This is a genomic window from Paenibacillus luteus, assembly GCF_006542765.1.
GTDB classification, from domain to species: domain Bacteria; phylum Bacillota; class Bacilli; order Paenibacillales; family Paenibacillaceae; genus Pristimantibacillus; species Pristimantibacillus luteus.
In genome coordinates, this window is the sequence record NZ_SKCD01000011.1 from 717047 (window position 1) to 735146 (window position 18100).

Below are 18100 nucleotides of genomic sequence, written 5' to 3' on the forward strand. Positions count from 1 at the left end.
TTATGAGTTTAAGTTCAATTGAGTCAAATTCCTTTGATGATGAGCAACAAGAAAGGCCGCAAGCACCAATAAAAGTGCTTGCGGCCCAACCTTCTAAGATTTAATTAATCACACTTCAAACCGCATCGCCAGCCTGCTGGCTAGTTCATCATCGGAGAGCGGATTACGGTGTGTATTCTCCAAATAAATATATTTCTCGGTTTCCGGCATCAAAAACTCCTTATACCAGAGAAAGAAATCGGGACTGTCGCCATGCATACGGAGCCAGCGACGAAGCGTGTCCATGTTTTGTACCGTACTTGATATATTCGTAAGCCAGTCCGCGTTAAAAAAGTGAGCCCATTTCCCATGCTCAGCTGCACGTAAAACGGCGAGACCTTTTTCATATTTCCACATCGCTTGAGATGCATAGACGAACGCTAGCGGATGGTTACCCTCCCGATAAGCGGCATAAGCTTTTCCCAGTCTGTCGAAGCCCTCGCATCCTGACAGGTGAAGCTCTACATGCAGTTGCAAGTGATCCTTAAGCCGAAGGCGATCCTCTTCCGCAAATCCAAGGAGCAAACTTTCAATCCGCTCGTTTAATTCGACCCATCCTGGAATCGCATCGGCGCACTTCTTGCTGAACCACTCCACCTGTTTGGAGAAATCAACCTCGCCCGTCGCCCATAACAAACGTTCAAGAGGCTTATGCTCGCCTAAGCCTTGAAGCCAATGTCCCACGATTTTACGGGCCGGATGGTGATAAAACTCATCTCCAGCCCGGTCGTCTATGTGTGGACCGTATGGAATGGTATGGTTCGCGTAATCACGGTATAAGTCAGCGATTTGAAGCGTACCGGACGGATACATTCGTCTTACAAACGAATGAAGATGCTCCTCGACATCCACTTTCCCGCTCGACCAGAGCTCGCTCAGTATACTCAGTGTATAAATATGCGGACGGATATTGCCGCTATTGACGAGCACATAACCGTTTGCCCCTACCCGGTACGCCTCCTCAACTTCTTCTTTGATCAGATCGGCCGAAGCAGGAAACATGGTCAAATGGTTAGAAGCCTGAAGGTCATGGAACGTGACATGATAATAAATGCCATGCTTGCCTTTATCCGCAAGCCCCGGTAAAGACGGAATTCGCAGGTTCTCGTTTCCGTTGCGACGGGAAACCATTTTTCCGTATCCGTTGTCCGCCCAGATTTTAATAATCTCGTCCGGAATTTGAATATGTCCAGCTTTGTACAGCTCTGCGATCTCCCCATAGAATGCTACGCAGCATTTCGGATCAGCTACTTTGCTGCGAACCATCTCGTACTGCCTGATAACCACGCGGCTAATCATAGCGCCCCGCTTCTCCGGCGTGTCAAACGCTGGGTCCTGTGCCCAGAATGGCTGGTCACCCTGCCCCCGAAACGAGAGTACCCATACGATGTTGCGATCCTTTTGCTTCTCAATCGCTTCCTCCCATAATGCTTCGAACAGCTCGGGATTTTCTTGATAGCTTGCCTTCTGGCCGGGATAGGCTCTGAGGAACATCTCTGCTCCCAGCGGCTCGGCATGATGATGCGTCACCCATAATCCCATTTCCTCAGCTAGATCGGCATGAATGCCTTGTTTGGGCAAATCAGTACCAGGTATGACCATGTTCCCTCCGCAGCGCAGCAGCGCTTCGAAGACGGGCTCCCATATGTCGCGGGTCGGCGGATATTGTTCCTTCCATCCGATCAAGCACACCTCATCGTTAACGAACCAGCCGCGGAAACGAACGCATGGTTCAGGCGAATCATAATCAACAGCAGAAATTTCGATGTGAATACGTCGCTCCGGCGGGATATCCGCCCAGAACCAGAACGGATCTACACCGAGATGCCGCTCGCTGAACGCAAGCATGCCGTATACTAATCCAAGATCGTCAGGCGCAGCAATGTGAAGCACCGTTCTGGCTCCGTCCTTGACGAAGCGGAAGCAATAGGATTCCGGTATATCCGGGCACCTGTCCTCGGGCACGGTATAACGGAAAATCACGTCGGCCGGCTCCGCATCTCCCCCCGCAACAATCGAAGATTGACCAAAAATTTGCTCGTGATCCCTTTTTACCATTCTCCACGCATGCCGAATAGGGGACGACGGATTCAACGGCAACTGGTAAACTGAATTGCTGTCAATAATAAAAGTCAACGTCAGTACCCTCCTTTTACATTAAAAGTAAACCTATACATACAACAGCCTGTCTTGGCTAAATACCGCTTTAAGACACACGATCGCATAAAGCCGTTTCATCAGCCGTACGTATCGGCATCCGGATTTCCAGCTACCTCCGTACTCTTACGGCTGACGAACAATGTCTCTACGTATTCCTCAGTCCAAGTAGCCTGCGGTATAAATTGTTCTGAGTTGCAATAATGCAGCAATGAATAGAGCAGTTGCTGCGCTTCGGGACGATCCTGTTGGCTCCATAAATCAATGGAGCAAATCATCAGATTTCCATTGCCTACCTTCGCTTCGAAGAGGATTCCCAGCTTCTGCTGTCTTGCCACATTATCGATTACTTGAACGATAGGTCGATAATCCGGTCCCGCCTCGTCCAGTACGATGGCTCGGGAATTTTTCATCAGATGCCACCATTGCCACTCCGCGTGCGATGAAGTTGGGAAATCTGATAATGAGGGATGAGCAGGATCACAAAGAATGCCCAGCGTCCCTGGCGGATCATATTTCTTAAACATCGGATAACACCAGAAATCAGGGATAAACGTTCCTTTGGGTCCATGTCCGAACGAAGCGTGTGCTGATGGAATTAGCAGCACATTCCTTCCTTGCTGCAGCGCATTTAGTGTCCATATATCGAAAGCGTCCGAGACGAAGACACCCGTTGGGATTTGCACTTCATGTCTGTCGGGATACACCCAAAGCGCGTATTCATTACAGTATGAAGTCCCTTCGATAGAAACCCGCAGAACCCACTTCTCGGCATTCTTGGTAGGCGGGACACGCAATTCTATGGTTCCTGCTACCCCAACTTCCCCTTGCGAGATCACGACGTTCGGAAAACGACCACCCGTGACGTGTCCCTCATTCTCGCTTTTGATCGACCATTTCACTGTATGATCCGCTAGCGTAGTTGGACCGTAATTAGCCACCTCAATCCGTGCTTCAATTCGTTCGCCTTCTGTCCACACATAGCTCTTTAACCGTACCAACGGAACAACTTCGCTGCAAAAGCGTTTCCACTCCTCAGGCTCGATGATTCCCTTCGTATCCATAAAAGAATCCAATATGCCGACGAACGCACCGCCTTGGCCTGGAAAATCCTGCAAGTCCAAAAGTTGGAAACCAGCCATACCCGGTGTCCTCAATACCGCTTCTATTTCCTCTCGATAACATAGGCAAGCGAGCTTTCCGGAGGCAGCTTGGAAATCACCAGCTTGAACTAGTAGGCCCGATTCAACTGCTTGATCTCGAAAACGAGCGAGAAGTCCAGGTTCCAATACCCCACTGTACTTGCTAATCTCTGCGAAGCTCGGATGAATTTGAAATTGCCCTACTTCATGCCCGATAACCGGAAAAGGAAGATGTGAAATTTCTTCCTGATAGTCTTTCCTGCTAGATGGCGGACTGTTGTTAATAAAACCTCGCGTCGAATGAGGGGTCGCTCCACGTACATGTTTTCCACCGTAGCTGGATTTCTTAACATTCCATGTTCCCTCTGTCCAAAATGTCGTCCAATAATCGGAATTGCGTGGCGCTTGAGCTTGAATGAAGAAGTTATTCGAGCCGATTGCGTAAAGCTTGCTAGGATCATAATGACGAGTTTCCTCGACGAGAAGCTCCATACGATTGAGCGAACCTGCCAATTCATTTCCCCAAGCAAACATGACAAATGACGGGTGACTTCCATATGCACTAAGAATCCGAAACGCTTCGTCCGTGAAATATTGCCATTCGTCATCGTCCTCAAATGCTGTGCCCGGATTCCAAAGCGGAAGCTCCGGCTGAAGGTATATGCCAAGATGGTCAGCAGCCTCGAAAGCAGCTTCCGGCGGACACCAAGAATGGAAGCGATAATGATTAATACCATATGATTTTGCCGTTCGGAATACATCCATCCATGACTCAACATCCATAGGAGCGTACCCAGTTAACGGAAACACGCATGCATCGTGTTTGCCGCGAAGCATCGTCTTCTTGCCATTGACCTCAAATTGCGTTCCCTTTACGAGAAAGGTACGTATGCCGAATGGATAAGTCTGCGCATCAGCAACGCTTTTCCCCCCTAAGCTTCCCTCCAACGTAAGATGGAGACAGTATAACGCAGGATCGAATTCGTCCCATAATCGCAACCGTTGATCTGCTTGAATTGTGAATTCCACTTCTGTTTCCACGGTATCTTTAGGCATAGTAAAAGAAATCGAATGCTCCTCGACTTGCAGATTTCCGTTGATATCCATTATTTGAATCCTGATTTGACCCGCAGCGTCGGTGCCTGCCGTTTTGCGCAATAGAACCTTCCCAATAACCGTTCCATCTGTTTGTGCATGCAAACGTACATGCTCCATATGGATGGGATCAACAGCAATCAATTCTATCTCGCCTAAAATACCGTTCCAGTTCGTCTGTGTATGGTCGGTTGCCATATGTGAATTGCTTATGCTGCTCCACGCCATGACTCCGGAGCGATTGTCCACGGTTACAGTAATGACATGTTTTCCTGGTCCTATAAAATGACTAATATCATACACTTGTGCCGTCGACAAGGAGTTGGAAGTTCCAACCAGTGTACCGTCGATCCTCAGCTCTGTTTCGCGCGTCCGCTCCATTCTGAGTAAAATCGATTTACCTAACCAACCATCAGGAATAATGACCGTCTGCTCATAACGCGCCCGCCCCTCGTATGCATGTCTCCGGGTCAGACGATCCGTGGAAACTTCCGGCGTCGGTCCTAAGCCTTGCTCGTCAAGCGTTCCGGGGAGCACAATTTGTGTTTGGAATGTGCCGACGTTTTCACCCCAGCTATCCAACGAGACATTCCATATGCCATTCAGAGATATTTTTTCACGCAAGCTGTTTTCCATCATGATCAACCTTTCAACCCCGTTGTGCTAATGCCTTCCACGATGTAACGTTGGAAAACAAAAAAGACGAGAATAGGTGGAATCAAAGAAAGAGTAGCCATCGCGAACATTGCCGACCAATCTGTACCTGAGCTTGGGTCAGCGAACAGCCTTAAAGCAACGCTAACCGTATACAGCTGAGGCTTTCCTAGATAGATCAACGCACCAAAGAAATTATCCCATGACCAATAAAATTCGAAAATGGCGGCCGTCACCAATGCCGGCTTAATGAGCGGGAGAATGATCCGAGAGAAGATTCCAAATCTACTGCAGCCGTCAATCTTTGCCGCTTCGTCAAGCTCATACGGTAATGTACGTATAAACTGCATAAGTAAAAAGACAAAAAAAGCAGACCCGAAGAAGGACGGAACGATTAGCGGAAGAAATGTATTCACCCAACCCATTTGATGAAAGATGATATATTGCGGAATTTGAACAATCTGTCCTGGCAGCAATAACGTCAGCATGACGGTGCCGAACCAGAAACCTTTAAACTTGAATTTCACTCTAGCAAATCCGTATGCGACCAGCGAACATGAAATGATGGTTCCTAGTACGGCTGTACATACGATGATTATTGTATTTGTAAAAAAAGTCCCGAACGTAATCCCTGCGAACCCTCTCCAACCGTTTGAATAATTGGAGAAATTCCAAACTTCTGGAATAAGGGAGTGCGCACTAACGAATACTTGAGAACTGTCCTTAAACGAGCTCGCTACCATCCATACGATTGGATACAGAGAAGCAACGCCGATTACGATACACATGAATTGAATCGTTAGCTTCCCCCATGAAAATGTAGATTGTCTTATCATAGCCTTTATCCTTTCGACTCGTAATGAACCCATGCAGATGACGATTTAAATACCAATGCTGTTAAGATGGCCACGATCACCAGTAAGAAGCAAGAAAGCGCAGCCGCATAACCCATGTTAAGAAACTCAAATCCTTGTCGGTATACATGGAGCTGATAAAATAAGGTGCGATCCAGCGGACCGCCGTCCGTTATGATTAAGCCTTGTGTAAATGTCATAAATCCGCCAATGATCTGCATGACGAGATTGAACAAGATAACCGGTGTCAGGAGCGGAACGGTAATTTTGATAAAACGTTGAAAGGCATTCGCTCCATCTACTACCGCTGCCTCATAATAGGATTCCGGAATGTTTTTAAGTCCTGCCAGAAAAATAATCATTGGAGAACCAAACTGCCAAATCGCCATCAGAATAAGCGACCATAAAGCGGTATCGGGATGCGCGATCCACGAAACGTTCGGCCGAAATCCGAATACCGCCTCAATAAGCGCGTTAACGGCTCCGTTTAATCCAAACAGTTGCCCCCACATGACAGCAACCGCTACGCTTCCCCCAATAATCGAAGGGATGTAAAACGCGGTTCGATATAGACCAACATTTTTAATTTTCATATTTAGCAGTAATGCAATCAATAACGCAAAGATAAGACGAAGAGGTATAGCCGTTAGAACGTAGACGAAAGTTACTTTTAGACTGGTCAAAAACTTGTCATCTGCTGTGAACATGTGAATGAAATTATCTAACCCTGACCATTTAGGAGAGGATAAGAGATCATAATCAGTAAAGGTAAAGTAAAACAAGCAAGCGAACGGGATCGCCGTAAATGCGACAAAACCAATAATCCAAGGCAAAATAAACAGGTAACCCGCCCCATTCTCATTGCCGCTCGACCTTCTAATTTGTTGTGCCATCATTGTCACCATACCCATCTACGGCCGATTCCTTGAATGAATCCCAAGAAATCGGCCGCTGTGTTTATTATTGCTTATTTTTTGCGACGATTCCCGCGGCATCCTTCTGAAGTTTCGCATAAGCATCTTGAATCGAAATCTGATCAAACATGATTTGCTGCTCCATATCGATCATTAAGGCATCGATTTCCGTAGCACCCGCAGGCGCAGGAGGATCGAGCGGACCACTGTGCTCGGCAACGATATCCATGTATTCAACAACAGCCTTCATTTCAGGCTCAAATTGTTCTGCCAAAGAAGCACGAACTTCGCTCGTAATCGGCATGCCGCGATTCGCGTTCAGCACTTTGTTCGCTTCGATATCATTTACAAAGTAACTAATGAACTTAGCCGCAGCCTCTTTATTGGCGGATTTAGAAGAGATGGAGAAGTGTAAGCCCGGGCGTACATCCATCGCTTGATCTGAATTTGGACCAGGCATAAGAAGCATTTTAAGCGGTCTTTTAGCCGCTTTCACTATTCCAGGATATTGATTCGTGTAGGCGACCATAACAGCCGATTGGCCTTTTACGAGAAACGACTCCTCCGGATTTTTCACCGACAATGAGGCGTCCATTTTCGGAATTAGTCCCTCTTTCGCCCATTCTTTTCTGTAGGTAAAGAAATCCGTATATACTTTCTCGTCGAAGCCGATTCCCGTTCCTTCGGCGTTCACCGTCTGACCAAACTGACGAGCGTAATACGGGAACGCAAAAGCTATATTGAACAGATCGTCTGCGCCATAGGAACCCGTAACTTCCTTCAATTTTTTCAAGTCTGCATAAAGCTCTTCCCAACTGGAATATCCCGTTTCCGGTACGGTAAGACCAGCTTTTTCATAGGCAGCTGGATCTACAATCAAGGTCCTCGCGTTGACTCCAAGCGGAATACCATATATTTTGCCATCAGTCGCTTTCCCGCCAGATAGCGTGCTTTCTCCAATATTGGATACGTCGATAATTCCGCTCTCAATGTACGCATCCAGTGGTTCTACCAATCCTTTATCCATAAACTGATTGGCATCGCTAGCGCCTACATAAAACTGAAAAATATCAGGCATATTGTTGGAAGCGGCAAGCAAGGTCAGCTTCTGATAGTAACCATCAAAGCCTTGATATTCGGGTGAAAAGGTTACTCCCGGGTTCGCTTCGCTGTACATATTTAGAACCTTGGACGTAATGTCATGGCGGTCTTGGTTGCCCCACCAAATGACACGGAGATCCGTCGCTTTGCTGCCATTATTTCCTGTATCTTTTACTGTCGATGCCGGTTTTCCATTCGAATTACCATCCGAACATCCCGCAAGGGCAAGTATACAGGCTAGAGCCAAAAGCATCATTCCTGAAAAGCGTTTGTTCATTTTTTTTCGCGCCCCTCTGTTTAAATTATTATGATCGATGAACGGATTTGCATTTCCAGGCCTGGACATACACGAATCGCTCTACTTATAAAATACATCCTACGAACCATCCGCGATATGGAAAAAATAGAGGTTATTCTTGAAAAAATTCTAGCATTATTTCTTCATCCCTAATCATTACATGTTGTTTTTGTTTGAGCCTATATACTCCGTAGGCGTCATTCCTGTATATTTTTTGAACACCTTGCTGAAATATTGGGCATCTTCGGGATAACCCGCCATTACGGCAATATCATATACTCTTAGCTCGTTTTCCTGCTTCATATATCGCTTCGCAAATTCCATTCGCAAATGCACAAGATAATTCGAAAATTTGCTCTCCGTCTTTTTTGCGAATAACTTCCCAAGGTAGTCCACATTGACATACAGAAGTTCGTTTGCAATCCACTTTAAGGACAAATCTGGGTTGCTTAAGTTTTCATCAACAATGCGCAGGACAGATTCAATTAAATCATTTTGCTTCTTCACGACTAGTCCTGAATTGCGCTTAGCAAGCTCAACTGCTATTTCCTCGAGATAATGAAAAGCACCGCGCAACGACGGCATCGCATACAGATCCGGAACCTTCGAGACGAACTCGTCCAAACCTTCCTCCGATTGTCGAATCGCTGTCAGAAAGAGATCTAGGCAAAAGTTTTTGGCCTCTTTCATATCAAAAAAGTCCAGTTCAAAGCAGCCAACAGCATGTGTGATCGTTTCCTTAACCATCTCAAGGTTGCCAGATCGTACGGCTATTGCCAATTGCTCCGTCAATATAGCTGAATCAAAAGGAAAATTCTGTTTGGCTATCAATACATCCTGTGGCGTTACAATATATCCTTCCTGAAACGTAGTCCCGAAGCTTAAACAATATTTCACGCTTTCGTACATGCTCCGAATGTTGTAGAAACCGCCTTCTTCGCTAATTGACGCAATCAGCTCAAGCTTGTAATAGGTCTTGTAGACGGACTGAACCTCTTTGACCTTCTCGGAAATAGGTAAAAAACCATCTGCGCTAACGAGCAGTAGAATTTGATCATGAACAATCGTCGTCAAATACACCCCTTCCTTCTCGAATACTTCTTCCGCAATATTTTTAAGTGCAAACTTTTGAAAATACTCAGTCGTTTCTTGAAAGGTAAACAGCACCAATTTGAACATTTGTTGCCGGATCATGAACAAATCCATAAAATAATCGCAGTCGTGCTTATTGTAAATACCGGTCAAAACCATGTCTCTCAGCAACTGATCCTTCACATGAGGCAGCACCTTGCTGAAATGACTTTGCAGCCGTTCATAGAACTGCTGTTTGTCTGCTCTTTCTTTCAGTTCCGCAACAACTTGCTTCAGCACCTCCAAGATCTTCACCTCGTTGGATGGCTTCAAAAGATAATGCTTTACGCCATGCGTCATCGCTACACTTGTATAGTCATAGTCTCCATACCCAGACAAGACAATGTATTCCGTCTGTGGAGACTCTTCTTTCAGCAATTCAATTAAACGCAGTCCATCCATAATGGGCATTCGGATATCGGTGATGACAATATCTGCTGGGGCCAGCCTGAAACGCTGGAGCGCATCCTCCCCATTGCTCGCAGTGCCAAGCAATTCAAAACCGTGTTGTTCCCAAACAATTAATTTGGCAATACTATCCCTTGCAAGTTTTTCGTCGTCAACGATAAGCACTTTATACATGGTTGCCTTCCCCTTTCGGTAGCGTAATACGAACCCGCGTACCCACCAAGAGGGTACTCTCGATCTCAAAATCGAAACGCTCGCCATAAATACTCTGCAATCGGTCATGAATATTTTTCAGACCGATTCCCGTTCCTTTTGCTTCAATGTTAAATTTTCTCAGTGCTTCTAAGTATGCCTTGTCCATCCCTGGACCATTATCAGAAATAAGGAAGGTCAACTGCTCGTGAGCTTCGTCCTTTTCCACTTTTATTGCAATTCTGCATACGTCCGCCATTTGGTCAACGGCGTGATGAATTGCGTTTTCGACAATCGGCTGCAGTGTGAACTTCGGAATCAGGCATTCCAAAGCATCTTCTGGAACATCTACATCGAATTCGATTCTCTCCGCGTAACGTACCTTCTGAATATACATGTAACCTTCTATCAGCTCGAGTTCCTCTCGAATGGTAACCATGGTCCGTTTATCTTCAATGGAAACTCGGAAAATTCGGCTTAACGACTCCACCATCGTTGAAATGACTTCGTCATTATTCACTCGTGCCATCCAATTAATAGAGCTTAGTGTATTATAAAGAAAATGCGGATTGATTTGCGCTTGTAAAGCACGGTATTCCGTGTCTTTTATCACAATTTGTTTTTTATAATTTTCGTCAATAAGCTGTTCAATATTTCGAATCATATTCTGAAATCTTTTGTGTAGATAGCCGATCTCATCCATTCGCGGCATGGAGTTTGTCTCAAGAGAGGATACACTCCAATCACCTTTCTCCACATTCCGCATTTGCTGTGTTAGTGAAACGATTGGCTTGGTCAGCGTTCGCGCGAACATATAGCTGATTGCGGAAGCGACGACTACCAGAATGGCTACAATAGTGACGATGGTGTTTCGCACTGCCTTCCTCTTTTGAAAAATATCGTTATAAGGGATCAGGCTAATATATTTCCAACCTGTTGAGGAAGATCGCGTATACGCTAAGAAATACGTTTCCCCATCAAAGTTATGCAGCAAAAACCCATGATCACCTTGAAAAGGGACGGTTTCGATAGCAATGTCCTTGAATTCTTCTCCACTGGGACGATGCAGCAGCACACCCGAATTCGCAATCACAAATAATTCAGCAGCTTGGTCCATCGATGGCCGGAAATGTCGTTCGACTAATCCTTGGAAATCAACCCGAAATATGAGGGTGCCCAGCGGCTCCAGAATCGGGTCAAAAATAGAACGGATTTCTCTGGCCGAAATCAGCTCATTTTCCGATTCAAGCCATACCCCTGCTCCCTCGCGGAGATGTGCTTTGCCAACAATACCCTGAATTTGCTCCTCGTCATTCGTTACGTTATTTTGACCGACAAAAAAGTTATACCCTTCATTATTTAAAAAACGGATGGAAGCGATGCTCTTTTCCGTTAACATGTACTGAAGAACTTTACTTTTAAAATCAGTCATTCTGCGTACCCGCTCATATGACGATAGGACTCCGCGTATATTGATTAATTGTTCTTGAATCCGTGAATCCAGAGCCATATTCATGGACAGCTTCTCGATATTCCCGATCTCATTCTCAATCCCCGAGACGGACAAATTCATAGCGCGCGAGGCATGATCATACAGCATTTCATCATAGGTTTTAAAGGATATTGTCATGGCCACAACAAAACCAGTACACACAACAATGGTAAGCAGCAGCATAATCCCAATTAATTTATGCTTGATTTTCATGCGGTTTATCATCTTTATCATGTCATCTTCCTCCGAATCTTCATAAACCTAAATGAAATAAGTTCGTCATTCCTCCTTCATTTTGCTGATTCCCCATCGTAACTATACGTTAATTCGAACAAAACCGATAACGCTTTCATTCAATCATTTGTCTGTCTATTTGGTTTTCCTAGTATGATGTCGCTATCTGAAACTTGTCAACAATAATCCTCGTTTGCCTTCAGTATTCGCACGCCTTCACTGTCGTTGTATTGATAACTAAATACATCAAAAAAGCTTTCAGCTGTGATGTGCTGAAAGCTTTTTTTACTAATCATTTATGTCGTTCGTTGCGAGCTTGATATTAAAATGATATGTTTATACTATAATGTAAATTTTCCAGCTACGAGAGCTAAGCTTAGAACGTTACAATTACTTTACCTTGCGAATGGCCAGTAGAGACTTTAGCCAATGCCTTGTTGATGTCATTAAAATGATAAACGGAGTCTATTGAGGGCTTGATGTTTTTTTCTTCAACAAGATTAGTAACCTGTTGTAACTGACTTCCATTGGCCTGCACAAATATAAAACGATATTCAATTTGATGCTTGCGTGCCAAAGAATCGATGCGGTACCCAACTATGCCAAACAATAGTCTTTTCCATAATGGAAAATTTCGTTCAACCGCAAAGTGATAATTTGGTGAAGCTTTCAAGGATACTAGTTTCCCTTGGGGTTTTAAAATACTCATTTCGGCCTTAATCTCTACGGTTCCCAAGGTGTCGATCACATAATCAATATCAGATAGAACGTCAGCATAGCTTTCTTCTTTATAATTGACGAATTGGTCTGCGCCAATCGACACGGTGCGTGATCTGCCTCTTTCGCTCCCACTTGTGATGACATACATCCCCATTGATTTGGCAATAGGAATTGCCATTGCACCAAAGCCTCCCGTTCCACCAGGAATGAACAGCTTTTTATTAGGCTGAGCATGAAGCATATCATGTAAAGCTTGATATGCCGTCAAAGCAGTGAGCGGTACTGCCGCTGCTTCAGTAAACGACAGATTTTCAGGCATAATGGCTATTGCCTCTTCCTTCACCGCTGCATATTCAGCAAAAGCTCCAATTTGGTTTATGGGCAATCGCGTATAAACGTGATCACCAACACTGAAATTCACTACCTCTTTTCCTACGGCTTCAATAACGCCTGATAGTTCATTTCCTAAAGTTAATGGGAATTCATAATCAGAAATCATCCGAACACTGCCATTTATAATTAGTATATCTAATGGATTTACTCCCGCAGCTTTTACATTAATAAGAACCTCTTTGTCATTGATTAACGGTATTGCCGTCTCATTCAGTTCCAGTTGAACTTTTTTTGAATACTTTTGTAATTGCGCTGCTCTCATGCTTAACCCTCTTTCTATGAATAATCAGTGCTCGCGTAAGATGAATGGCGTACAATTTAAAATTGCACGCCATTTTCTCCTATAGCTATTGTTACCTTTCATGAGAAGACAATTCGTTCATCGTAGGGTAATCCGTATAACCTTTGCTTCCCTGTCCAAAGAATGGTGTAGGATTCGCTTCATTCAATGGTGCACCTTGTCGAAGGCGTTCCACTCCTTTTCAAATGATATGTCCTGTCAATCGCATACATATTACAGCCCTTCAAAGATTGGATAGATTTGTCCTCTCAAATTGAAATCATAGTTCTGGTCTACGATTCCTACCACTTCGTTGCTATCAAAAAGATCCAGCATAAAGCCCGCCATTTGCTGAGCGGTATGATACTTAGGTAAGTTGGCTGAGTAATCAAAATCTTCAACATCGATTGATTTTTTCACAAATTCAGTTTCCGTGATTGCTGGTGCTAGAATTTTAGCCTTTGTTTTCGCGCCTTTCAGTTCGAGTTCTTTTGCAAGCCCTTCTGTGAAGGCACTCACATAATATTTAGATGCAGAGTAAGCAACACTACCGACAGCAATGACATATCCAAGTGCTGATGATACGTTAATTAATTGCGTACCTTCTACGTCAGCATAATCTCGAACATATAGTGTTGAAAGGATGGTCAAGGATTCAATGTTAACACGTAACATCGTTTCGACTTTTTCCAGATTCTGCTCAGCTACGAAGGAACCTTCACCAAGCCCTGCATTATTTACCCATGTCTCAATTTGATATTCCTTTAAATCGTTATACAATGAGTAGACTTGTTCCGTAACGGACAGGTCGTTTGTACGAATCACAACATCTAGATCAGGATGGTTATTTTGGATCGTCGATTTAAGCTCTTCTAATTTGTCCAATCTTCTGGCTACCAAAATCAAATTTTTCCCACGTGCAGCAAACGCTAATGCTGTCTCATATCCAATGCCGGAACTTGCTCCTGTGATTACGGTGTACTTCATATTACTCTCTCCTCCAAAAAATCAGAATTATTTGTGTAAAAATTTTAGAACGATCGTTCTAAATTGGATGAAAAAAAGATAGCTCTGACTTGCTTTTACTATATCATTTCTAGAACGATCGGTAAAGAATAATTTTATTAGGATCACATCCTACCTATACGTAGTAAATGATCCCTTTATCTATTGTTCGCCTTTTTTTATAGTATTTAAAAATGACACTGGTTGTAACTTCGGTCAGTCTATTACAGCCAGCGTCGTATCAACAATATCCTTTAGCTTTTGTTGATCCGTCGTGGTCTTAACCAATATGCGTAGTCCCAACCAAGCATTCATTAAAAAGTGAGACATAACCTTAGCTTCAAGGTTAGCCCTGATTTCACCGGTTTGTTGCCCTTCCTGAAGAAGTTGAGTCAAAAACACTTCAGTCTTGAAATAACTATTCTCGACCAAGGATGCAACATCCGGATCCAATACGCCCAATTCAACACCTGAATTCACTAGTAAACAACCCAGAGGTTCTCCTTCATTTCTCAAAGTAAGTTCAAACATTGCCCGGATTATTACCTTGACCGGCTTTTGCTTTTCAATGAGGAATCTCATTTTTTGGCTTTGCTTTGCTTCATACCGTTCGAGAGCTTTCATAAACAAAGCATGTTTATCCCCAAATGTATCATAGATACTTCTCCGATGAATGCCCATGAAATCAACTAATTCCTGCATTGACGTTTTCTCATACCCTTGTGTCCAAAACAATTGTATTGCTTTATCCAATACTTCATTAACTTCAAATTCTTTGGATCTTGCCATAGTCATCACCTCAGACAATCATTATACATTGAAGTGAACGATCAGCAAACCGAATGTGTAAAAACAATCTGATCAGGAAGATCCGTATTGTTGGGTTACCCAAAAAGATACCTTTGGACCGTTTACGATGCATCGCCCCATTAACCAGCATTTCTAAAATCTAGTGGTAGTGTCAAGAAAAATTTAAAATTCCCCTCTATATGATTGAGCTTTAAGGATCCTCCATGTAACTCAATGATGTTTCTAGCTATAGAAAGACCTAATCCTGCTCCAGTCTGAATGCCTTCTGTACTGCGAGCATGGTCCACTTTATAAAAACGGTCAAACAACTTCATTTCTTGTTCCGGTGTGAGTGGTTTCCCTTTATTTTCGATCGTAATCATAATGTTTGATTCGTTCGAATTTATGTTAATACTAACGGTTCCTGGCTTGACTGAGTATTTAAGTGCATTCATAAGCAAATTATCAATGGCTCTGGCGATTTTTTCACTGTCCACAAATGTGTATAAGGGGAAACCCCCTATTTTTTTAACAATACTTATTTCGTTTTCTTGTGCAATAGGCTCAAATTCAAAGAGCAATTGTTCAAGGAGTTTATTAACATCCACATTTTTAAGCTCTAAGCTTGTTTCATTTGAAGTAAGTCTGGTGTACTCAAATAAATCATCCAGCATGCTCTTTAAATGAACAGCTTTATTATAAGTGTTTTGTAGAAATCTTTTATATTCATCTTTCGATTGAAATAAATCGTTTCTTAATAGTTCAATGTAGCCAATGATACTAGTAAGAGGCGTCCGCAAGTCATGTGATATACCCGTTATCAATTCCATTTTGGATTTTTCGGCTTCCCGTTCTTTATTAATCTGTTGCTGCAGACGTTCTGCCATCAAATTGATGTTCAACGCAACTCTGCCGAGTTCATCTTTTCGAACGACTGAAACCCGGTAATCTAAATCTCCTGTAGCAATAATTTGAATTCCTCGCTCCAATGTAATTAGATCAGCTACTATCCGTTGTGTCAAAACAAAAAAGGTTAAAACAAAGAAACCTGTAAATATCGGAATCGTTAGATGTCCCATCATATTATTCAAACTCTGATCAATAAGGTAAACACTATAGTGAACGATCTGTGAAAGAATAATGGCAATAAAGAAACTAAATACAGAATTCATGATGATATTAATCTGAATTTTACTTGTTCTTTTGTTAACCCTTTTAATCAATTTTATAGCCAACTCCCCATACGGTTTTAATATATTGAGGTGCTCTTGGTACTTCTTCTATCTTCTCTCTTAAGTTACGGATATGTACCATCACTGTATTATCTGAATAACCATAAGGTTCTTTCCATACGCTTTCATAAATTTTTTCTGAGCTAAATACTTGTCCAAGGTGACTTGCTAGCAATTCTAAAATGTCAAACTCAATTGGAGTTAGCGCGATATCGTTTTCCCTCAACTTTACGGAATGTTTACCTTTATCGATAATGAGGTCTTTGATATGGATAACCATTTGGATATCTTGTTTACTTTTCATCATACTTCTCCGAAACTGAGCCTTGACTCTTGCGAGTAATTCCATGGGATTAAAAGGCTTAATCATGTAATCGTCTGCACCTATCGTAAGGCCAGTAATCTTGTCCATGTCCTCCTGTTTAGCCGAAAGCATAATGATCGGAACGTCTGAGAACTCCCTTATTTTAAGACAAGTGTGGATACCATCTAATTTCGGCATCATGACATCCAATATGACCAATTGGACTGAATTTGTTTGAATTGCCTGTAACGCTTCTATTCCATTTGTTGCTTCACATACAGAATACCCTTCATTGCGAAGATATACATGCAGAATATCTCGAATCTCTGAATCATCGTCTACAACAAGGACTGTATTCATGAATAATCACTCCCTGCTTTATTGTTATCTTTGAGCACTTTACGACAAGTATAAACGAAAGCTGGCGGGAAATTGAAGGGGACAAGCCCAATATTTTCTACTACGAACTTATCGGATAAGCGTTTTTTCATCTGAAGCGAATATTGAAAGGCAACGAACAGTCCTCCGGGTTTTAAGGCCTGATAAACTTGGTCAAGCAATATTTCTCTTATATCCTGTTTAAAATTAAAAAAAGGCAATCCACTAATAATACAGTCTAATTGTTCTATACCATCACCATTTATAATTTCAACTAATTGACAGGCATTAGGATGACAGTTGAAGTGAGGATAGTCTTTTTTTAAATTCCTCCTCATCGTTTCATCCATTTCAAACAAGAAAACTTTCGTGTTTTTTAGGGAATGTTTCTCGATTGCACCTGTGATTGCTCCTGTACCAGAGCCAAGTTCCGCCACAGTACGTACTTTGTCCCACGAAATAGCATTAACCATTTTGCCTGCCAAAAACCGGGAACTCGGAACTATGCTGCCAACCTGTTTAGGCTGTTGAATAAAACTTTGCATAAACTGTATATAATGATTCATACTCACTGATTACACCTCATTTTATTTTGCTTATTTTGATTGATTTCATTCACTATCTATCATTCAGAAAATTTTCTGGGTAAAAATCCCGATAACAAAAAAAGTCGCAGTCCACAATAAAGCGCTGGAATAAGATATGAGAGCAAACGTTTTAAACTTCACATTTCCAAGACCCACAAGCATAGGCATGATATACCTGACTATTGGCAAAAAAAATCCAATCACCATTGCCCAGTTCCCGTGCTGCTGTAAGATAGATTGAGCCTTTTGAAAGTGACGATTCCTAGTTAATTTTCCATTGAAATGATTTCCAAATATTTTTCCTAGAAAATAAGATACGGTTACCGCTATTAGCAGTCCCAATAATATAACTGAATAAGTAATCCAAGGATTTAAAGTACCCTTGCTGCTCAAAAAGGCGCCAGTTAGTATCGTTATTTCGTTTGGTACAGGGATACCGAAAGGACCAAGGGAAAAGGCAACAAAAAACATAAAATATCCATATTGATCAACTAATTGCATAATAGTATGACTGAACATGTTGATCCTCCTCATTTCGAATTCATAGATGAAGAATACCAGTTAAATCTAAGCTCCCTATGAGGATTTTTCTAAAGAAATTCTGAAGAAAGGTTGCTGTGAATGAAAAAAAGCACTTCTAAATCAGGAAAATAAACCTGATTTGAAAGTGCTTCAAAAGTAATGTTAATAAAGCATGTTTT

At 42.7% G+C, this 18100-nt stretch carries 14 protein-coding genes; all 14 read right to left on the reverse strand.

The annotated features are described in order from the left end of the window. Window positions 1-108: 108 nt before the first annotated feature. A complete protein-coding gene (locus E0496_RS11120) occupies window positions 109-2175 on the reverse strand; it encodes a glycosyl hydrolase 115 family protein (protein WP_241674687.1) in 2067 nt (688 codons plus the stop codon). A gap of 101 nt (window positions 2176-2276) precedes the next feature. Next, window positions 2277-5072 carry a glycoside hydrolase family 2 TIM barrel-domain containing protein gene (locus E0496_RS11125; protein ID WP_141501620.1) on the reverse strand — a complete coding sequence of 932 codons (2796 nt, stop codon included), beginning with the start codon at window positions 5070-5072 and terminating at the stop codon, window positions 2277-2279. A 2-nt stretch (window positions 5073-5074) separates the two neighbouring features. Continuing rightward, complete coding sequence (locus tag E0496_RS11130) at window positions 5075-5923, reverse strand: carbohydrate ABC transporter permease (RefSeq protein ID WP_241674693.1); 849 nt, start codon at window positions 5921-5923, stop codon at window positions 5075-5077. 5 nt (window positions 5924-5928) lie between these two features. Then, window positions 5929-6834 (reverse strand): carbohydrate ABC transporter permease, encoded by a 906-nt coding sequence (locus tag E0496_RS11135; protein ID WP_421923642.1) that lies wholly within the window; start codon window positions 6832-6834, stop codon window positions 5929-5931. Between the two features lie 67 nt (window positions 6835-6901). Continuing rightward, window positions 6902-8233: an ABC transporter substrate-binding protein gene (locus tag E0496_RS11140; protein ID WP_161601374.1), complete on the reverse strand. Its 1332-nt coding sequence runs from the start codon at window positions 8231-8233 to the stop codon at window positions 6902-6904. A gap of 177 nt (window positions 8234-8410) precedes the next feature. Continuing rightward, a complete protein-coding gene (locus E0496_RS11145; RefSeq protein WP_161601375.1) occupies window positions 8411-9967 on the reverse strand; it encodes a response regulator transcription factor in 1557 nt (518 codons plus the stop codon). Further along, window positions 9960-11711 carry a sensor histidine kinase gene (locus E0496_RS11150; protein ID WP_141501628.1) on the reverse strand — a complete coding sequence of 584 codons (1752 nt, stop codon included), beginning with the start codon at window positions 11709-11711 and terminating at the stop codon, window positions 9960-9962. The genes E0496_RS11145 and E0496_RS11150 overlap by 8 nt, the downstream gene beginning before the upstream one ends. A 376-nt stretch (window positions 11712-12087) precedes the next feature. Then, window positions 12088-13086 (reverse strand): NADP-dependent oxidoreductase, encoded by a 999-nt coding sequence (locus tag E0496_RS11155; protein WP_141501630.1) that lies wholly within the window; start codon window positions 13084-13086, stop codon window positions 12088-12090. A 252-nt stretch (window positions 13087-13338) separates the two neighbouring features. Then, window positions 13339-14091: an SDR family NAD(P)-dependent oxidoreductase gene (locus tag E0496_RS11165; protein ID WP_141501631.1), complete on the reverse strand. Its 753-nt coding sequence runs from the start codon at window positions 14089-14091 to the stop codon at window positions 13339-13341. 234 nt (window positions 14092-14325) lie between these two features. Then, a complete protein-coding gene (locus tag E0496_RS11170) occupies window positions 14326-14898 on the reverse strand; it encodes a TetR/AcrR family transcriptional regulator (protein ID WP_141501634.1) in 573 nt (190 codons plus the stop codon). 140 nt (window positions 14899-15038) lie between these two features. After that, entirely contained in the window at window positions 15039-16121 is a 1083-nt protein-coding gene (locus tag E0496_RS11175) for a sensor histidine kinase (RefSeq protein ID WP_421923646.1), read from the reverse strand. After that, complete coding sequence (locus E0496_RS11180) at window positions 16114-16794, reverse strand: response regulator transcription factor (RefSeq protein ID WP_141501636.1); 681 nt, start codon at window positions 16792-16794, stop codon at window positions 16114-16116. The genes E0496_RS11175 and E0496_RS11180 overlap by 8 nt, the downstream gene beginning before the upstream one ends. After that, window positions 16791-17384 carry a class I SAM-dependent methyltransferase gene (locus tag E0496_RS11185; protein ID WP_421923649.1) on the reverse strand — a complete coding sequence of 198 codons (594 nt, stop codon included), beginning with the start codon at window positions 17382-17384 and terminating at the stop codon, window positions 16791-16793. Before E0496_RS11185 ends, E0496_RS11180 begins: the two co-directional genes overlap by 4 nt. Window positions 17385-17441: 57 nt before the next feature. Next, on the reverse strand, window positions 17442-17918 hold the full coding sequence (locus tag E0496_RS11190) for a DedA family protein (RefSeq protein ID WP_141501638.1): 477 nt from the start codon (window positions 17916-17918) through the stop codon (window positions 17442-17444). Window positions 17919-18100 lie beyond the last annotated feature (182 nt).